At 44.6% G+C, this 19,480-nt stretch carries 12 protein-coding genes; 5 read left to right on the top strand and 7 right to left on the bottom strand.

The window, feature by feature from the left end:
* Nucleotides 1-6: 6 nt before the first annotated feature.
* The 4 genes from NSS87_RS01535 to NSS87_RS01520 form a co-directional block, all read right to left on the bottom strand.
* Nucleotides 7-1,476 carry a stalk domain-containing protein gene (locus NSS87_RS01535; RefSeq protein ID WP_339244378.1) on the bottom strand — a complete coding sequence of 490 codons (1,470 nt, stop codon included), beginning with the start codon at nucleotides 1,474-1,476 and terminating at the stop codon, nucleotides 7-9.
* A 34-nt stretch (nucleotides 1,477-1,510) separates the two neighbouring features.
* Entirely contained in the window at nucleotides 1,511-3,244 is a 1,734-nt protein-coding gene (locus NSS87_RS01530; protein ID WP_339244377.1) for a FecR domain-containing protein, read from the bottom strand.
* Complete coding sequence (locus NSS87_RS01525) at nucleotides 3,241-5,001, bottom strand: adenylate/guanylate cyclase domain-containing protein (protein WP_339244375.1); 1,761 nt, start codon at nucleotides 4,999-5,001, stop codon at nucleotides 3,241-3,243. The genes NSS87_RS01530 and NSS87_RS01525 overlap by 4 nt, the downstream gene beginning before the upstream one ends.
* 413 nt (nucleotides 5,002-5,414) lie before the next feature.
* Nucleotides 5,415-11,312 (bottom strand): S-layer homology domain-containing protein, encoded by a 5,898-nt coding sequence (locus tag NSS87_RS01520; RefSeq protein WP_339244373.1) that lies wholly within the window; start codon nucleotides 11,310-11,312, stop codon nucleotides 5,415-5,417.
* Nucleotides 11,313-11,567: 255 nt separating this feature from the next.
* Here NSS87_RS01520 and NSS87_RS01515 point away from each other — a divergent pair, with 255 nt between their 5' ends.
* A complete protein-coding gene (locus NSS87_RS01515; protein ID WP_042184194.1) occupies nucleotides 11,568-11,957 on the top strand; it encodes a hypothetical protein in 390 nt (129 codons plus the stop codon).
* Between the two features lie 220 nt (nucleotides 11,958-12,177).
* On the opposite strand, the gene NSS87_RS01510 is transcribed toward NSS87_RS01515, so the two are convergent.
* The 3 genes from NSS87_RS01510 to NSS87_RS01500 all read right to left on the bottom strand — a co-directional run bounded on the left by NSS87_RS01510 (nucleotide 12,178) and on the right by NSS87_RS01500 (nucleotide 15,316).
* Nucleotides 12,178-13,194, bottom strand: a complete 1,017-nt coding sequence (locus NSS87_RS01510; RefSeq protein ID WP_042184192.1) for an AI-2E family transporter — start codon at nucleotides 13,192-13,194, stop codon at nucleotides 12,178-12,180.
* A gap of 168 nt (nucleotides 13,195-13,362) precedes the next feature.
* A complete protein-coding gene (locus NSS87_RS01505; protein ID WP_339244370.1) occupies nucleotides 13,363-14,547 on the bottom strand; it encodes a polysaccharide deacetylase family protein in 1,185 nt (394 codons plus the stop codon).
* Between the two features lie 211 nt (nucleotides 14,548-14,758).
* Nucleotides 14,759-15,316, bottom strand: coding sequence for a transcriptional regulator (locus tag NSS87_RS01500; protein ID WP_339244369.1), 558 nt, complete (start codon nucleotides 15,314-15,316; stop codon nucleotides 14,759-14,761).
* A gap of 218 nt (nucleotides 15,317-15,534) precedes the next feature.
* Between NSS87_RS01500 and NSS87_RS01495 the strand changes: the two genes are divergently transcribed.
* The 4 genes from NSS87_RS01495 to NSS87_RS01480 are packed head-to-tail and all read left to right on the top strand — an operon-like array spanning nucleotide 15,535 to nucleotide 19,471.
* Nucleotides 15,535-16,416 (top strand): sugar ABC transporter permease, encoded by an 882-nt coding sequence (locus tag NSS87_RS01495; RefSeq protein ID WP_042193124.1) that lies wholly within the window; start codon nucleotides 15,535-15,537, stop codon nucleotides 16,414-16,416.
* 25 nt (nucleotides 16,417-16,441) lie between these two features.
* A complete protein-coding gene (locus NSS87_RS01490) occupies nucleotides 16,442-17,287 on the top strand; it encodes a carbohydrate ABC transporter permease (RefSeq protein ID WP_149646299.1) in 846 nt (281 codons plus the stop codon).
* Nucleotides 17,288-17,321: 34 nt separating this feature from the next.
* A complete protein-coding gene (locus tag NSS87_RS01485) occupies nucleotides 17,322-18,668 on the top strand; it encodes an ABC transporter substrate-binding protein (RefSeq protein WP_081951003.1) in 1,347 nt (448 codons plus the stop codon).
* A 14-nt stretch (nucleotides 18,669-18,682) separates the two neighbouring features.
* Nucleotides 18,683-19,471: an HAD family hydrolase gene (locus tag NSS87_RS01480; protein WP_339244366.1), complete on the top strand. Its 789-nt coding sequence runs from the start codon at nucleotides 18,683-18,685 to the stop codon at nucleotides 19,469-19,471.
* Nucleotides 19,472-19,480: the final 9 nt, after the last annotated feature.

The following is a 19,480-nucleotide window of genomic DNA, read 5'->3' as shown; positions in this document are numbered from 1 at the left end:
GAACCATTATTGGCCACTTTCCAGCACAATTGCATGACTGTCCTCATCATAAACCTGCATAAAAGCTGAAACCGTCGGCAAATATTCAGCTGCCACATATAAAGTGCCCTTTATGTTTTCCACATTAAGGCTTGCATCTGGCTTTAGGAAAAGTGTCCACTCCCCTTTGCTAATCATCGTCTCTTTGCTTGCCGAATCCCAACGAATGTCCGCTCCCCATGCGCTAAATAGCGCTCTAACCGGTAAATAAATTTTGCCGGATTGCTCAAGTGGTAGATTGTTAGTATTCAATTTCACCTGTACTCCGTCCAACCATACTTGCATGTCCTTACCCACTGGTAGTAACGAGACTGCATCGAGCAGATCACCCTCGCTACGCAGTGGCTTAAGGGCTTGCAAATCGAGACTCAATACCTTCAGCTTGTTATTCAGCGTATCCGTCACATACAATTTCCCGGAAGCAAACGCAACACCGGAAGGCTGATTAAACATCACTTTATCCAATGCTCCAACTTGATCTCCCAAGGTGCCCTGCCCTGCAACTGTGATGACTCTTCCATCTTTCTGAATGGCCCGAACCCTATGGTTCAGACTATCAGCAATCAGCAAGACTCCATCGGCATAGGCGAGTCCACGAGGACGATTGAACAGCGCAGACAGACGATCTCCATTGTGGAACCCTCCAGCCATATATCCAGTCACTGGATCAACTGTCGTTGCTTTGCCCGCAAAGGTCTCAACCATATTGCCTTTAATCAATCGAATCATCTGATTCCCACTGTCAGCCACATAGAGATTACCGGTTTCATCGAACACAAGACCCACGGGCTCATTAAATTTGACCGAAGCTACCGAACCATCTAAATAAGCACCAATATTACCCTGCTGACCTGCAAAAGTAGTCACAATACCTTCCGGTGTAACTTTGCGAATCACATGATTCAGCGTATCGGCTACATATACATTGTCATTATTGTCTATTGCCAATCCACCCGGCGCGTTAAACTGCGCGGTATTGGGTTGTCCATCTTTATAGCCAGCCGCTCCCGTTCCTGCGAAGGTATATACTTCTCCATTCTTAATTTTACGGATGACATGATTGTCGGTATCACTGATATAGATAATGCCTTTACTGTCAGCAGCGGTATACGTCGGATGATTAAACAAGGCCTTTGCACTCTTCGCATCGATATATCCTTCTGCACCTTGTCCAGCCACTGTCTGCAGCTCACCATTACTCCACTTGCTGATAGTACCGCTTCCGGACTGTACGATAATGAGATCATTGCTGCCAGATACAGCAGTCAATCCCCATGGCTGTTTAAGAGAGAGTACAGCGTTAGAAGAGATATTCTGATTTATACTCCCTTGAACATTGCCGCTTACGGGTTGTACTGCCTCTGCGGTAACGATGCTAGATGGCACTGCGCTTATGAGCATAAATCCACAAACGATGGAGATGAGTTCCTTTTTCATTATGTTTGTTCTCCTCTCGAAGGTTATTGCGCCTTTAAAATAACAAAGATAATCTAATCTGGAGGTTGTCTACTACTACCTCAACAGGGCCGTTTTCTGTATCTTCATTCCTCACGAGAGGAATGGTAACGATATAAGGTTCGGGAAATAATCCATTCAAGAACTCCGGAATAAGCTTAAGCACAAAGGTATTCTCACCGTTCCGCTCCAGTACATAATCTGTATCTTCTAGTGAAGATGGATCTCCCTCAGAATATTCATAATGATATCTAATCTCCCCTACATCATAACCCAGCGAATGGATGATAAATTCTGGTGCTTCACCTTCACCTATAGGGCCAGTATGGTTAAAATAACTCGGAGTGATCATTCCCTTGTAGGTAAAACCGCCATCTGCTATCAGTTGATCCTCTTCCTGTACTTCACCCCCGGAAAGGGCATTCTTTAACAAACCGCCGTTCACCTTGATTTGAACGAAAGAGCTATAAGGAAGTGATTCACGCAGCTGAATGTGAAGCTTATTCTCTCGAATATATACCTCACCTAAATCGAGCTTGTCCTCACTTTGATTCAAAGTAACACTCACCCCATCCCTCGCAGCATTAGGATTAGTGTCATCTGCGATATTAAAGAATAACGGTGCTGTAAACGGCAAAACAATCTCATTATCACGGACGAGATAGTCATAGATATGTTCTCTAAATTCCTGCTGGTCTAGCTCTGGTGCACCTAGCGGATTTGGTGTTGGCTCCGGTGTTGGTACCGGCGATGGTGTTGGTGTTGGTGTTGGTGTTGGTGTTGGTGTTGCCGTTGGTGTCGGCGTTGGTGTTGGTTCCAGCGTCGGCGTTGGTGTTGGCTCCGGCGTCGGTGTTGACGTCGGTTCCGGTGTCGGCGTTGGTGTAGGTCTCATCGGCGGTGTTGGTCTCGTCATATCTAAGGGAGCTGAACTAGATAGATCATAGTGAATCTGAGGTGGAATTGTTGGAATAGGCGGACTTGAGTGAACGGGCATAGTGGCTTTGATTTGCTCGAGTAGTTGCTCGATTTTTTTCTTAGCCGATTCGAATTCCAATACCTCTTCTTCGTTCAGATATTTCAAATGCTGCTCTAGCGCAAATTGTGGTAATGCATTTAGGGACAACTGCGACTCTATCCATTGTTGATTCTCCATAATTAACTGCTGGGAGGCTGTTATCATACGCTCAATCAGCGTGGGATCAATAGTCGAAACTACATGAACTGTTCCTTCCAGAACTCCCAGATAATCGCCGTTATTCCCTATCCCATTATTAAGGACTACATTGCCTTGGCTATTAACGCTTACAAAAAACTCTGTACCCATAACGCCCATAATAGCCGTTGGTGTCTCAATCTCAAAGCGAGAATCGCCATCCAGCTTCTTTTTCACCTTGATCAGGACTTGCCCGTTTTGCAGCTTCAGGCTTGTTTTCCCACCCAATGCCTTTGCGCTTTCTACTAATTGGCTAATGGTAAGCGTAGTGCTAGCTCCGATCGTAACTTCCTTGTTAGCATCAAGATCGAGGCTAATTTGCCCATCATTGCCTGTTATAATCGTATCACCTTGGGTAATCGCCATTCCTTTAAAAGCGTTGAATTTCTTCGTTCCACCGCTCTTTCTCACTTCAGACTTGCCTGAGACCGCAGTTATTTTCCCAACTTTGACGCTATCCTTCGCCTCTGTGACAACTGCTGGCCAAAGAATACTGAACAACAGCATAAACGACAGTGTAAGCTTTAACGACCTCATCTCAATCCCTCCAGTTCATAGACACTGATTCCTTGTTCCTTGCCCTTTACCTTGATCTCTCCTAATGAAACGGCTGATACTCTATCTTTTACAAAAGCGTAGGTAGCCTCACTGATGAGGATTTGTCCAGGCTTCGCATTGCTTTCCAGACGGGCTGCCGTGTTGACGGTGTCGCCAATCGCTGTATAATCCATCCGGGTCTTGGAGCCGATATTCCCGAATACAGCTGGACCAGTATGCACCCCGATACCGAATTTCACTACAAGACCAAACCGTTCGAACAGCTTTTGTTCCACCGCAGCCGAGCCTTCCTTCATCGCCCATGCCGCCTTCACCGCTTGCATTGGATGATCCTCCAGCAGCAATGGAGCATTAAAGATCGCCATCGTGGCATCCCCGATAAACTTGTCCAGCGTGCCATCATACTTAAAAATACAACCCGCAGTCAGATCCAGATACTCATTCAGAATCTCAACAATCTCCTCTGGTTCAGCAGCCTCCGACAACGGAGTGAACCCGCGAATATCAACGAATAACAAGGTTAGCTCTCTGCGGCTTCCTCCCAGCTTCAGCCCTTCTTTACCGTTCTTGAGAATTTGATCGACAACCTGCGGGGCAACATATCGACCAAAAATATCCGTAACTCTACGTTTCTCCATCAGTTCTTCTAAATATTGAAAAGCTATTACGATAATACAACTAACGATTAGAAAGGGAATCACATAACCCAGTGAAATTACTATCCCTTGGTCATAGAAAAAACGACCTGCAAAAATAAGAAGGGCAATGATGACCACAATGACCGCATAGGAATATAGCATCTTCACTTTACGGAATAGTAGATAGGCTAGGAGCGCAACAAAAAGCAACACTACCTCGTTCCACTTCCAATCCAGTACCCGCTTATAATTATCGTCCAGTAGAGATTGAATGATATTTGCATGAATTTCCACACCATATAACGTATTTTTTCCGCTAATTGGTGTTAGGAAGTCATCCTTAAACCCTGTAGCATAGGGCCCTATAAGCACAATTCTATTCTCAAAATAAGATGGTGGAACCTCTCCGCTAAGAACCGCCGAATAAGGAATCTCCTCAAAGTCGCCATTGCCACCTGAATAAGGGATATAAAAGCGCCCAAAGTCATCCAGTGGGAGTTTCTGCGGATCAGCAGTGCCCCCCATCGCCTCTCGATATTTCTGGTAGACCGTCCATGACAAGCTGTGAATAGACTCCCCTTCATAGTCAAAAGAATAAAGAGCCTTACGCACCACTCGATCAGTATCCGTAATAGTATTGATATGGGCGGTTGCAGCCGCAGCCTTCCGCAAAGCCTCAAACGGCTGGGATAGCTCCAGCGCTTCGATCTTTCCCTGCTCGGTATTTGGCGCAAATGTGCCATATACCGGCAAAACTACATTCCCCGCACGGGCCACAGCCGCAGCGAATTCTGTATCCGCCTCCGGGTCCTCCGAGCCTACAGGGAACGTAAGGTCAAAACCGATCACTGCTGGATGTCCCTCGGAGAGCGTATCTAACAGCTGTGCATGAACATTTCTGCTCCACGGCCAGCTGCCAAAGTCCTCCAAGCTCTGATCGTCTATCCCGATGATAGCAATCGTAGTATCCACAGACCGCTCGTGCTGCATCACGCGGTCTTGTAACAGATGATCAATGGAGTCAAGACTCCCTCTATACAGTAGAACCGCAAAAATCACCGTAAGTAGAAGCAAAATATGTGCTAACTTTACTCTCAAGGTTCGTTTCTCCAATCTATGTATTATGCAATGAGTCCGAGCCAGCGCTATAATAAGCGTTCAAATACGTTGGTAATTGATAAGCAAAGAAGAAGGGGGCAGTGGATAACAGAATAAGGAATATAAGCAATCATGGATGAATACCCATTCCTGCGCCAATTGGAAGAAGTGCCGTAACAAGGAGAATAACTGCCGGATCATCGTGAATAACTAGTGTAACAACGAAAGATATCATTATGACTGCCAGCAGGAAGCTAGATTATGTCTATTAAAAATTTATTCAAAAATATTATATATGAAAAATCATATGAATAGTAAGAATTTCCTGCTTTGCTAGAAGAAAAGGAATATAGAGTGCAAAAAATGACAAAGGCAGGCCAGAGTTACCTCTGCCTGCCTTTGCCATACTATTCTTATAAATTGATTATTCCATATAACAGTTTTGCAATTTCAGCACGGGTTACTTTGCCACGAGGATCGAAATGATTGTCGCCCTTACCGTCAAGGATTCCCTTAGCTTTCAATTCACTTACCGCTTGCTTCGCCCACTCTGATACGCTGTTTATATCCTTAAAGCTTGCAGTAGCAGCAATGGAAGACTGCGCTCCAGCTTTGTATTGTATCAATTTCTGCAGGACAACAGCCGCTTCTTCACGTGTAATTGCATCTTTAGGACGGAACTTGCCATCACTGCCTTGGATAAGTCCAAGCTGGACAGCTTTGTCTATCGATGATGCATAATAAGCATCTTTTGATACATCAGCAAAAGCACCATTCCCCGTAGTTTCACTTGTCTCATTCAATCCGAGTGAACGAATGGCTAGTGTAACAAAATCTGCACGGGTTACATTCGCTTGTGGACCATAGTGCGTATCGTCGATACCCTTAATCACATGCTTAGCCGTCAGCTTGGAAATGTACAGCTCTGCCCAGTGACCAGCGGTATCACTAAATTGCTTATGGTATTCCAGTACCGCGAAGGAAGAGAAATGATCTGTTGTAAAGGTAACGGTATTGCCTTTAAACACTCCACCCAAATATTCCAAGGTACTGCCATTTACATAATAGACACCCGCAAAATCTGTATCAAGCTTAGCAAGCTGTTCCTTCGTCAGCGTCAGGGTAATCGTAACAGCACCTTTAAGCTGGTGGATAGCCGTTTCTTTGCCGCCTGCTGTGGTACTGAGGTTCAGCGTCACGGTAGCCTTGGATGGACTCATTCCAGAGACATTGCTTTGTACAGCTGTCGTACTTGTATCAACGCTCAGCAGCAGCATGTCACTTCCGGCCGGGATCGCTGGTAAAGAGCTTGTTGGTACGCTTAATGTAACGCTGGAAGACACAATATTCAGATTCAGCTTCTTGTCGGCAGCCTGTTGGATGCTCGTTGCATCAAGTGCAAGTTTAAACTGATCTTGAGTCAAAGCTCCTCCGCCTAAGCTAATCTTGATATTTCCACCTGTCGTAGCTTCCTCAATCAGCTTCTTCAAGGCTGACGGATCAGCTGTATACGTTCCATTACTTCCTAATGCCAGTTCAATGTTTCCTTTTCCCCCTCCAGGTGTGGCTGTAGGCGTTGGAGTCACTGTTGGCACTGGTAAAACTACTGGAGGTGCCGATGTCACCTCTGGTGCTGGTGTCGGCGTCACTTCTGGCGATGGCGATACCTCTGGCGTCGGCGTTACCTCTGGTGTTGGTGTTGGTGTCACCTCTGGGGTCGGCGTCGGTCTTACATCCTCTTTTCCAGTGTAGAAGCCCCAAATGTCTGAAAGCACACTACCAGAGTTATCATCCTCGACTTTTGTATACCACTGGTAGTAGCTTTCTGGATTAAGCTTACTCCAAGTGACCTGAGTCTCCGCACCGCTCTCTACTTGCTGCTGGGTCGCGATTGTCTGATCACTGTAAACCTTAACTCCAATGTAATCGGTAGCTACACGTTTGGTTACAGGCTGCAGATCGAGATCTAGTACGAACTCATCTTTGCCAGGGAACTCATTTTCATCATAATAATTATAATCATCCAAGTAAGGCGAATAAGTCTTCACACGAAGCTTGTTGTTAGCTACATCGAACTGAAGCAGACGAATATAACCAAGTCCACCCTCTTCGGCACCTTGATAATCTGCCAGCATTTGATATACACTGCGGTCCGCAATGCCATCTCCATTATCATCCAACTCATCTACCTTAAGCTCCGCATCATGATAATGACCGGACAAAGCTGCGATTACGTTCTTGTTAGGTTTTACAACCTTTTCAAAGATCGTATCGGCAATCGGTGCGCGGTTATTAGATACGAGCAGGTATTCATGAAGACAAAGAATCGCTTTACGTTCTGGATAACGAGCAACGATCTCATTCATCCATTCAATTTCTTCTTCAGCCAGTCCCCAGCCCATATATACGATAATGAAGTCATTTCCGTTCGCAGATACTAAATCATAATGGCCCCGGTTGTTGTCATAGGATCCGCCAAAGGTTGGCATGTCCTTAAATCTCCATTCCCCAAAGTATTGCCAGAATTTCGTGTAATCTCCGGTTTGATGGCCTACATCATGATTACCCGCAAGAACACCATATGGAATACCTGCATCCTCAAGTACCTTCATATCCCGATCGGCTTCTTCCCATTCATATTCCTGATAGGATTTGTCCACTATATCTCCGGTATGAATTACATATTTCAAGTTCAAATTATCCTTATTGTCGGCAATCCACTTTACATTTTTCTGATAAATGTAAGGGTAGCTTTGAGAATAATATTGCGTATCAGACATCCATACAAAAGAAAAATCATAGGTATCCTGCTTAACTGTAGGTGCAGTCTTAGTCGCGGACGCAATCTCATCCTGAACCATGACAGCAATGCTACCTCCGCTAGCGAATTCTCCAACAGTCACCGTAGATTTCAGTTCAAAATCCTCAGTACCAGCAATCAAATGATCCAGCTGTATCCACTTCTCTTCAGCAGGACTCCACGCGTAGAGACTTACTTTACGACCTGGAAGTGAATTACCCTTCCATTCAATATCCACACGATCTGAAGCCTTCACCGATTCATCCAGCTTAATTTCATAGCGCTGATATGGGAATTGCTCAACCGCATCGTTAATTAAGTACTGTCCATCAACTGCACTTATTTTGCTGTATTCGTCACTGCTAAGGGCTTTTTCGCCCGCAGGAACGGATTGCTTCGGCGGTTCTGTATCGGATGCGTTCTTAAATCCAGTAAATCCTTGCTCTGGATGGTTACCATCGTACTTGAAGCCTCTATAGAAGGTAACATCCATCTTATCCTGGTTAGGATCTTCAACCTTAACCTTCAAGGTCGGATTCGTGCTCACACCAATCTCCCAGTTCTGAGGTGAGATCAGGAGTGGTGCAAATGGATTTTCATTCGGTACGTGGAATGTAATTACCTTTTCCACCTGATTACCTATCTTATCCAATGCGGTGATAGAAAGCGTATGGTCTCCACCGGACAACTTTCCAGATGAAGTAGCATAAGGCAGTTCAATAACATTGCCGTCCAGCTTCACGCTAACTTTATCTACACCTGCGTAAGTATCCTTGATCTCAGCAGTAATTACGAAATTACCACGATAAGTTTTTCCATCTTCAATCGATGCTTTAATAGATGGTGGCGTGTTGTCTACAACTACGTTTGACGATACCTTGGATCCACCTTCGGTCACTGTTACTTTATGTTCTCCGTCCGTTACTTCTTTAGTATTCCAGTTATAAGCCTTCGAACGGAACAAATCAGATTTCAGATCGAACCGGAAGCCGATGGATTCATGCTTACCTGCGCTGTCCCCCATCTTAATTTCTTTATCACGTTCTGCATAAGCAGGGTCCCAAACTTCAGTACCGTCTGCAAGTAATAGGCGCACATTCTTTACTTCAAAATCATCTTTATTCTCCTCGGGACGAGGGTCAAAAGGCGATGATTTAGAGCCCGCCCGAATGTAGATCACATTATCCTTGCCCACTTGCAAAGCGGCAGAGGAGATCGGGAAGGTCAATGTCGTATACGTAGTAATCGGGTCCATAAAGGTGTATAGAATACTCGCATCCCCTAATTCTTCTGGTCCCATGGTGATACCGTTTTTGAAATAATAATCTACATTCTTCGCATCAAATACAAAGTAAGCATCATTCTCAAGCGCGGCATATACTTCGTTATTGCCAAGCACCTTATTGTCGATGCTCAGGCCCACTTCATCAGCCTTTGCGGTAGCAGAGGTTCCTTTTACCGTCATAGAGCCATTAATGAATTGCCCATCCTTCACATTCAAACGAAGTGATGATTGATCTGGACCACCCGTAATTTTCACTTTCATTACCGGAGATTCAATCTCATTTGTGCCATCGGAAACGACGAAATAATACTGTATTTCATTTCTGCCGATCAAATCAGCAGACGACAATTTATAATGATACAAGCTATCGTTAAAGTCTTGGGATAAATTATGGCTGACAAAATCAGGCTGCTTATCCGAAGCTACCCTTACTTCTACAGACGTAACAGCTTTATTGTCATCCGCGAAAGCCTTCAAATCCAGACTCATCGACTGATCAATCTCCGTTACAGCAGTCAGATCATTTACCGTCGGATTTTCGGTATCCGGATCCACATGGATCGGTGTGTTAGGAAGCAGTGCAACATCTACCTGCCCTGGTGACGGAACCGCTGATCCTGTGCTAATCTTGAGCATTTTACTTTGCCCATTCACAGGATACTTGTATAGAAGGGCTTTATTTTCTTTGGTGTCGTCACCTTTAGCCCCACCATCATAGGTAAGATCAGCATCATAATACGCAGAGGAGATCTCTTTCTCGGTATTACTTTTGATTACGACGGCCCGGCGGCCAGAGTTCGCTATCCCATCGCTTTTGATTTGAAAGAGATTCGTGCCATCCATCAAATTAGTGTTGAATTCCGCATTAAAATCACTAGCGGTGTATGTACTGTTAGCACTATTAATAACCCAGAACACTACGGACTGCTGTGCAGGAATTACAAAACTCTCTTTCGTAGAGGGCCACTTCACATCGGAAGCATTGCCTTTATCAGGATAGCGATAATAGATCTTGTAGTTTTTAAAATCAATCGGTGCATCAGTATTGTTATATACCTCAATGAATTCAAAAGCATCGCTGCTCGTTCCTTTTACATTCGTCGAATTGGGCAGCAGCTCTGTAATTAACAGCGGTGGCACATTATTCGAATCAAATGCAGGCAGGTTCACATGAACAGAATAGCTCTCTGTTACATTGTTTACACGAATGCTGTAGTGCAGTTCTGGTTCTTCCAGTGCAGCCGCAGGAATCACGGCCGTATATTCCCCCTCGCCTTTTGAGGTCATGGTGATTACCGTATCTTTCACCTGAGAAGGAGAGCCGTATTGCAACTTCACTACCGGTAGCGTTCCGTCTGGTCCAATCTCTAGGTTCGTAATCTTCGCGGTGACGGGAAGATCCGCTGGATCCACACTGCTCTGCGAGTGGTGTTTAATTACCGGTTGCTTGTCTCCAGGTACTAGCTCAGGCAGTTGTTCTGGATCTACGGTTCCTGGTGTAGCCGCAACCGTTCCCGAAATCGCCATGAGACTCATCATAGAGCTGTCGGATTGCGAATACTTATAGAAAATCCCGTTGTTTTCCTTCACCTGTTCTTTTCCATAAGAAGCAGAGACAATAAGAGCATCTCCTGCTTTACTTTTAATTTGTAAGTTGCGCGCAGAAGCGTTGGCCATACCACCGCCACCGTTAATACGGAACAGGTTTACACCTTCCTGAAGAGATGCAGAAGGATTAAAGTTTTTGATGAAATCCTCGGCAGGAACACTCAGATTATTGCCGTTCATAATCCAGAAGACGATATTTCCATGCGCCGGTATGACCGCATCGCCGTTTGGTGTCCAAGTATCTTTGTCATTATAAAAGAAATAATAATCCTTAAAGTTAACCGGCTCGTCCGTATTATTGTAAACCTCAACAAATTCGTAACCATCTACAGAGCTACCATCCGCGCCTTTTACATTTTTAGTATCTGGAACAACCTCTGTAATAAGTAAAGAGCCTGGATTGGTTGGTGTCGCGTATACATCTGTCATTACAGTCGGTTGACTTAAAAGCGTGTTGAGCTCAACCTGTTCATCAAAATGTGCTCCTAATTCGGAAGATGTCTGCTCCGTATCCGGCTGCTGTTCTTCCGCATATCCTGCTGGAACCATGATCCCCAACATCAGACTACTTGCAATTACGCTGGATAGAAAACGTTTAGCTTTTGCTGTTATTCTCAAAACTCCGAACACTCCCCGTAAGTTTGATTGTGACCCTTCTGCATAAATATGCAATTTAGATCATCTGGAAATTATACTAGGGGTATATTATCGCTATATCATTTCAATGTTAAATCTTTAGGTTATCTTAAATATTGTTTAAGCTTCAGCTCAGCTTTCCGGGTTATAATAGAAATAAGTTAAACCACAACCATCACAGACACTTTCAACAGAAACCATAGAACGTTATTCGTAAAATAAGAAAAGAGGACTCTAATGGATATAAAAAGAGTGATTATAGTAGGAACCGTAGTTATAGTAATGTCTTTCGGAAATGCTTGGAGTAGCCTTACTGCTAACGCAAGCTCGTCAACTCAATGGTCCACCACAAGTGTTGCGGATAAAGACGAATTATTATTGAAAGCCCTTAACCAACCCACAGATGATGATCTGTACGATGCCTTATATGACGGCAAATCACTTCAAGATATTGCAATAGAACAAAACACAGATATTGAAGATGTGATCGATCTACAGGTAACCCAGCTAACGGAACAGCTAGATTCACGACTAGCTTCCGGAAATATTACAGCCGAGCAGTATGCAGCACACAAAGCGGAGCTGAGGGACATCGTTACGGAGAGCGTTCTCACTTCTTTCGGCTAAGAAAGATACATACATTGGCCGTACAACATTTCTCCGCGCCCAAGCTATAACGCCTTGGGCGTCCCTAATGGGACGGTAAGCATTTATGCGAGAAATATAAGGATAATATATAGCTTGGAGATTATATATTCTTATATTTAAATAAAGAGGGTGATCCGATAGCCATTGAATGGCTGTCAGATCACCCTCTTCGTATATTCAACGCTATTAAACTGAATTCCTAAGTCTCTATCTTGTTATCTCTATTGATCTCCAGTATATCCAGGAAGAATACAAAAATTGGAATCCCGAGAATTAGACCCCATACACCCATATAGTGCTCAGAGAAGAGAAGTACGATAAAGGTGTAGAACATAGGCAGATTCATTTTGGATGACATCAGTTTTGGATTTAAGAAATAACCCTCAACAAAATGTAGTATGGCGATCATAACCAATACATATATCGTCATTGCTATGCCACCAATGTTGTAACCAATAATACAAAGTGGTATTAAGGAGATCACAAAACCTACAACTGGAATCAAACTAAGCAGGAAGATCATAATCGATAAGGCGAATAAATACGGAAAACCTAAGATCCAGAGTCCGATCACCGTAAAGCATGTATTAAACAGCGCGATCAGAATTTGCGCTTCGATCACTTTACCAAACGATGAGATGAATTTTCTACCGAAATACTCAAGCTCAACATAGAACCAAGAAATCTTGCTCTCTTTAAGACGGGCAGTGAAACTGACAATTCTGTTCTTCTCAAGGATAAAGACAAAGCTCAGAATGGTGGATAATACGAAGCTTGTGCCCCAATTACTTATTTTCAGGACGTATTCAAGACCATCTTTCACATAAGACTGGTAGTTCAAATCCTTAAGCTGGGCAAATAAATACTGCACGATTTCGTTCTGCGGAATGTTTGCAGGGGTTAAACTGGTCAGAAAATTAGTTAACTGCTTTATCTGTGTGAAGACCTTCGGTAAATAATTCACTAAGGTCACTACGATCAGAGCAATCAGAGCTAAATACAAAATAACAATAATGACTTTACTGTTGACCGCAACATATTTATTGATTCGCTTCGTGAGCAGCACCTGAAAACTGTTCATTACATAAGCAATCAGAAATGTTAACAGTACTAAATTGAGCATATCTCTAATACTGAATAGCAGCAGGGCAACCAGCCCCAAAATAAAAAAACGCCGGACCGTTAAATTCGCGTAATAACGCTTAAATACTTCCATCTGTTCTCTCCATTCGCCTACCAATTAGTACTCTAATTATAGTCTACAGTAAGGAATTCACTTATAGCAACTAGTGATTCGCCCAAATTGGCGAAATTTCTCACTTTTTGTAAACTCCTATTGAACATAGGGAAAGCTGATATCCATTCCATTCATTTCCTTAGCCGTTTATGAGCCTCCCGTTGTGTTCATTAACTTAACGATTCGACTCTTCTGATCGTAGTTGAGATCAATATGTAGATCCTTGCATAATTGTATAAACGGAACCATCAGGGTCCCTTTCCTCATTTCGGGCGCACTTCCTATCAGAGCTACTCTTTGGTTATTCAAGGTTAATTCCATAGGTGAATCTATATGTTTAACCTGCTCAAGAGTTTGGACTGCAGTTAGACTCTGACTTCCCCCGTTGATCCGGGAGGCATTCCGGTCCGTTCTCGCATTGATCCCATCCTGGATTTTAAATGTTAGCGAAATTCCGAGTGAATCACATGCCGATAGCAATCGGTCATTGTATGATCCATAAGGAAAGGCAATCGCTGAATCGGTATTCCCCAGCTCTTCCTTCAGTCTTTGCTCCGCCTTGGCTAAATCACGAGTAACTCTGCTGTAGTACTCCGTATTCATTTCGTTTCTGTTCTCATCATCGATATATAACAAAGCACTGGCGGCTGGCCGCTCCCCACCCTCAGCATCCACGATACCATAATGGTGTAAATCGTACGTGTGACTATAGAATCCCATCCCGTCCCGCTTCATTTCCCGCATCTGCTCCCAATTGAGCTTCGGCACACTATTCGGATCTGGGTGATCAATCGTAGATACGATAACAAAATTCACTGCCGTATAGCCATATTTTTTGAGAATAGGAAAAGCCAATTCATAAAAGCTCTCATATCCATCATCAAAAGTCAGCAGCACCGCATTATCTGGAACCGTGCCGCCATTCAGCATAAATTCACGATATTGTTCCATCGTAATCACGTGAAACCCTTCTTGCTTCAGCAGGTTCATTTGATCATCAAACCGATCGGCAGATAAGATCCAAGGAAACTGCGGCATTGGCTTCTCTGAAAGATGATGGTACATCAGCACAGCTACATGGTCTCTATAGTAAATACCTTTCGGAAGTGCCCCCTGCTTCTGCCAGCCGATACGCATATTAAGGGCCTGTTCTGCTGCAGCCTTGGGAATCATTAGCTCATCAGGCGAGCCCGGATATGTAGCTACTGTCTTAATGATTTGACCGTTCACATCTATAGTAACTGCAGAAGACTCGTGTTGATTGTTGAAAATAGCAGCAAGACTTATTAGCAGAACAATGACTAAAAGTATCATATATTTTTTCGTATGCAATCTCTGAATCTCCTTAAAAAGTTCTTTTATTCACTATGTAACTACATATTTGGTGACAGTTCCACCTACTTTTGGTTACATTTTCTTTTTAATTTTGTTTCTTATCATAAAAATAGGAGGCGAACCCTAAGCCTGAACTGGCTTAAGGAACACCTCCCTCACATGGAGATCTATATATAATTATGTACATCTATGTGTAATTGTAGACGGTCTAGGATCTTCTCTTGTCTACAAAGTAATTTTCTTCCCCTAGCTCGTCCACAAACTGCTGCAGCCAATCATAATATTGAACGGCATGCTCCAGCTTCTCCAGATCCTTCAGGCAGAATTGCCGCTCCTCCTCAGGCGTATCCACGGCATGAACCAATCCCTCCAGCTCAGGAATAACAACATCCAAGGCTTGCCTCATGACATCAATCTCCCGCTGCAGCTTCATTCCAAAAAAGTTCTTAAAGGTTTCAAAGAAATCTGTTTCCACTGCATACAGATCTTTTCGCTCCCGCTTCTCCTCCAGCTTGGTCACCATTTTGGAAGCCATCAAAGATCGGACTCCATAGCTCATATTACTCTTACTCATATTCATCACATTCTTCATCTCTTCAAGCGTCATCGGCCGGTCTTCAAAGAACATAATTCCATACAGCTGCCCGAATGAGTAATTGGCACCATATAAGTCCATCGTCTGAGCAATTGCATCAATCATCGGACGCAGCAGCTGCTCGCGTGGAGATAAGTCTCTATTCTCTTCACCAAAGGCTACCTGTTTCATAGCTGCACCTTCATTCCACTTAGAATCTACCTTCTATTTTACACAAAATAGCAACTACTTTCGCTAATCTCTTAAATTTTTACATAATCTCGCATCGATCTTTACGCCCGCTTGACCACGCAGCTGCTCGATGAGTGTACAATTTTTTTTGAACGGAGGAGCTTTCCTCAGAATTATACCGCAAAAAACAGAAGATGGAATGGGGTATCGACAGAATAATGAAACGCACAAGATTTATAGGTGAGTTGAAACCGGTGCTCTTCACCTTGCCGGCAATGATTCCATTCGTGGTATTTTGGCTCGCGCCATTACTTTATGTATTTTATCTCAGTTTTACTGAATGGGACTTCATGAGCCCCGAGAAAACCTTTGTCGGACTAACTAACTATCTGGATCTGTTCAGCAATCCCGCCTTCTATAAAGCGCTAAGAGTAACCTTGTTATTCTGTGCGGGAAGTGTACTGCCCGTTATTCTGATCGGACTTGGACTTGCACTCCTGATGAATGGGAAGCTGAAAGGCTCCACTCTCTATCAGGTACTTCTTTTCTCCCCTTGGGTCACGCCGACCGTGGCGGTATCCATTGTCTGGTCCTGGATCTACGAACCTGAAATCGGTCTTGCCAATACTGTGCTTGATCTATTCGGTCTAGAAAAAATCGGCTGGCTTCAAGATCCTAAATGGGCACTGCTCGGCGTTCTGCTCGTGACGATATGGAAATCGGTAGGCTGGGCGATGATTTTTTACTTGGTGGCACTACGCAATGTCCCTACCGATCTGTTGGAAGCCGCTGAACTGGATGGAGCAAATGCTGTTCAAAAATTCAGCCGTATTACTTTACCGCTAATCTCGCCAACGACACTGTTTCTGTTCATCGTACAGATCATTGGTGCCTTACAGGCATATGACCAGATTAACGTACTCACACAAGGTGGACCGTCGGGATCAACACGTACCCTGCTCTATATGTATTATCAGTCTGCCTTTGAAGCCTTTCAGATTGGAGAAGCCTCTAGTGTCGCAATGATTCTGGTATTTATATGTATGCTGCTCTCCGTAATCTCACTAGAGGTTAGTAAACGGACAACCCATTATCAATAACTACTGCTGTAAAGGAGAACGACTGATGAATGCCACGACCGTACGAGTGGGCAAACTGGCCCGCCATCTATTTTTTGCAGCTATTGCACTGATCATGGCCTTCCCCTTCTATTGGATGGTCACCAGCGCCTTAAAAACCAATGATGAAATTTGGCAGTCTCCGCCGACGATCTGGCCGAAAGAGCCGCTGTGGAGTAACTTTTCAGCCGCCTGGCACGAAGCCCCTTTCTTTAGATATATGGGCAATAGCGTATTTGTCGCCGTCTCTATTGTTATTTTGCAGGTGATAAATTCCGGGATGATGGCCTATGCGCTTACGCATATGAAATTCCGCTTCAGAGGGCTGTTCGCAGGTGTCATTCTTTTCGGCTATATGGTCCCTGCCACCGCCGTTTATCTTCCCGGATATCTGGTATTGTCCCAGCTTCATCTACTGGATTCATATGCCGGGTTGATTCTATCTAACTGTGTAAGTGTCTTCTCCATCTTTCTAATTCGGCAAGCCTTCCTTCAGGTTCCCCATGAGCTGGTAGAGGCTGGAGAAGTGGATGGTTCCTCGCATATGCGGATTCTGTGGACCATTCTTGTCCCCATTACACGGTCTTCCTTTGCTGTGCTAGCCCTGATCACCTTCATTGATCAGTACAATAACTATTTCTGGCCAATGCTCATCACCAAAGATCCTAATCTACAGCTGGTCTCGGCCGGTCTGCGTAGTTTCTTCACTCAAGGAGGTGCTTACGGATTGAAATGGCCGCTGATCATGGCCGCTAGCGCATTCACCATCGCCCCGTTGCTGCTAGTATTTCTACTAGCTCAGAAAACGATCATGCAAAGCGTCAACATGACCGCTGGTTCCAGCAAAGGATAAGCTAACTATTCTATTTAATAAGAGGAGAATGATGATGAACGTATTGAAGAGACTGTCCGCCCTATCTTTGGTTGCCGGATTTACAATGTTAACAGCTTGTGGAGGAAATGCGAGTACAGATAATGTTACAGCGGCAAATGGAGCTTCTTCCTCCCCCTCCGCAGAGGCTGCACCTACACAAAATGCACCGGTAACGATTGAGTTCTGGTATGGTCTCGGCGGTAAGCTTGGTGAGAATATGGAGGCACTGATTCAGAAATTTAATGCCTCCCAGCAAGAGGTCATTGTCAAAGGTATCGCGCAGGCAGACTACACTGAAACCGAGCAGAAGCTGCAAGCGGCCATTGCTACAGGAAAAGTGCCTGCTGCTGCTCTCTCCTCAAATGTAGATTGGGCCCGCAAAGGATATTTCGCTCCGATAGATGAGCTTATGGCATTGCAGCCAGATTTTAATAAAGAGGATTTTGTCCAAACCTTTCTAAATCAGGGCCAGGTTGATGGCAAGCAATACTTCCTGCCGATGTATGGAACAACACAGATTATGTACTATCGCAAAGATGCTTTTGAGAAGAACGGAATTGATGCGAGCACATTGAAGACTTGGGAAGACCTAGCTGCCGCAGCTGCGAAAATGACCGTGAAAGACGGCGGCAAAACCACCTTCTTCGGTTGGGAGCCTATGTGGGGTTCAGGGAACATGATTGATGCCGCGCTCAGCAAAGGAGGCACTATTCTTAGCGAGGATGGGAAACAAGTCATGATCGACTCTAAAGAGTGGATCGAAACCTGGGATTTGTTCCGCAAATGGATCCACGAGGATAAGATCATGCGGATTCATTCAGGGGGTCAAGGCTGGGAATATTGGTACAAAACAATTGATGATGTAATGAAGAATCAATCCGCAGGCTACACCGGCTCCAGTGGCGATCAAGGTGACCTCGACTTTAGCATTGTTTCTGCTATGGAGCAGCCAGGCTGGGCAGGGATTGGCGAGGGCAAACCCGTAGCCCAAGCACTGATGGCCGGCATTCTATCTAAAGCAAGCGACAGTGAGAAACAAGCGGCTATGAAATGGCTAACCTACTTCACAAATGCCGAGAATACTGCCTCTTGGTCCATTAATACTGGATATATTTCGGTGCGCCAATCCGCATTGCAAGACCCGGCGTTTGTGTCATTCAGTGAAAGCAATCCACAGATTAAGGTTCCGTTGATGCAAGCTTCTCATGGCTCTGCACCATTCCAAGATCCTACTGGCGGCAAAATCAACGATGCGCTGAAAATCGCCGCTGATAAGGTGCAAATTGAGAATATTCCTGCAGCACAGGCACTTAAGGAAGCACAGGAAACAGCGCAAGCAGCGCTTGATAAACTAAAATAAAGGCGGTGGAGTTCATGTCTGAGCTCATCACGCCACAAGGCAGATACGCTGTAGCAGCTATTCTATTCGACAAGGATGGTACGCTGCTCCAGTTCGTATCCCTCTGGGGCAGCTGGGGCGAGTGTTTTTTAGAGCGATTCACGAAGGATATGAAGCAAAGAGGACTACAGATTCCAGAAGAACAGCTCCCTGCATTAATGGGAACTATACACAATGCCCAAGGAAGCATTACCGATTATGATCGGAACGGACCCCTGGCTATGGGGACTATGAGTGATCTCTATGCCATCCTGTCATGGCAGGGTTATTTGCAAGGTTTATCGTGGGCAGAGTCCATGGAGCTTGTTCATCAGTGCCGTCTGGAAGCGGATGTTATGTTGGAAAAGAAACGCCCCGTTCACTCGTTGCCGGGTATTCATCGTTTTCTCGATGAGTGTGCGAGTGCTGGTATCCCTCTCGCCGTGGTGACCGCAGATGAAACAGATGCTGCAGAGAAACATCTCCAATGGCTCGGCATACGGCACTATTTCTCCGAGGTAATTGGAACAGACCTTGTGGATCAGGGTAAACCTTTCCCCGACATGGTGCAGCTTGCCTGCGAAAGGTTGGCCGTTGAACCCGCGCACACAGCAGTTATCGGTGATACTAATGGGGATATGCGAATGGCTAAAGCAGCAGGTGTGCAGATAGCTATAGGTATCACTGAAAATGAAGACATTAGTGCTTCATCGCATATTCTCCCGGATGCAGATCTCATTGTGCGATCTTACGCTGAACTCAGCATCGAGGTTACTTCCCTGTGAAAATAGAAG

Source organism: Paenibacillus sp. FSL F4-0243, from assembly GCF_037963295.1.
GTDB lineage: Bacteria > Bacillota > Bacilli > Paenibacillales > Paenibacillaceae > Paenibacillus_AQ.
The sequence above is the reverse complement of the archived record's forward strand: the minus strand, read 5'-3'. Positions and strand labels throughout refer to the sequence as shown.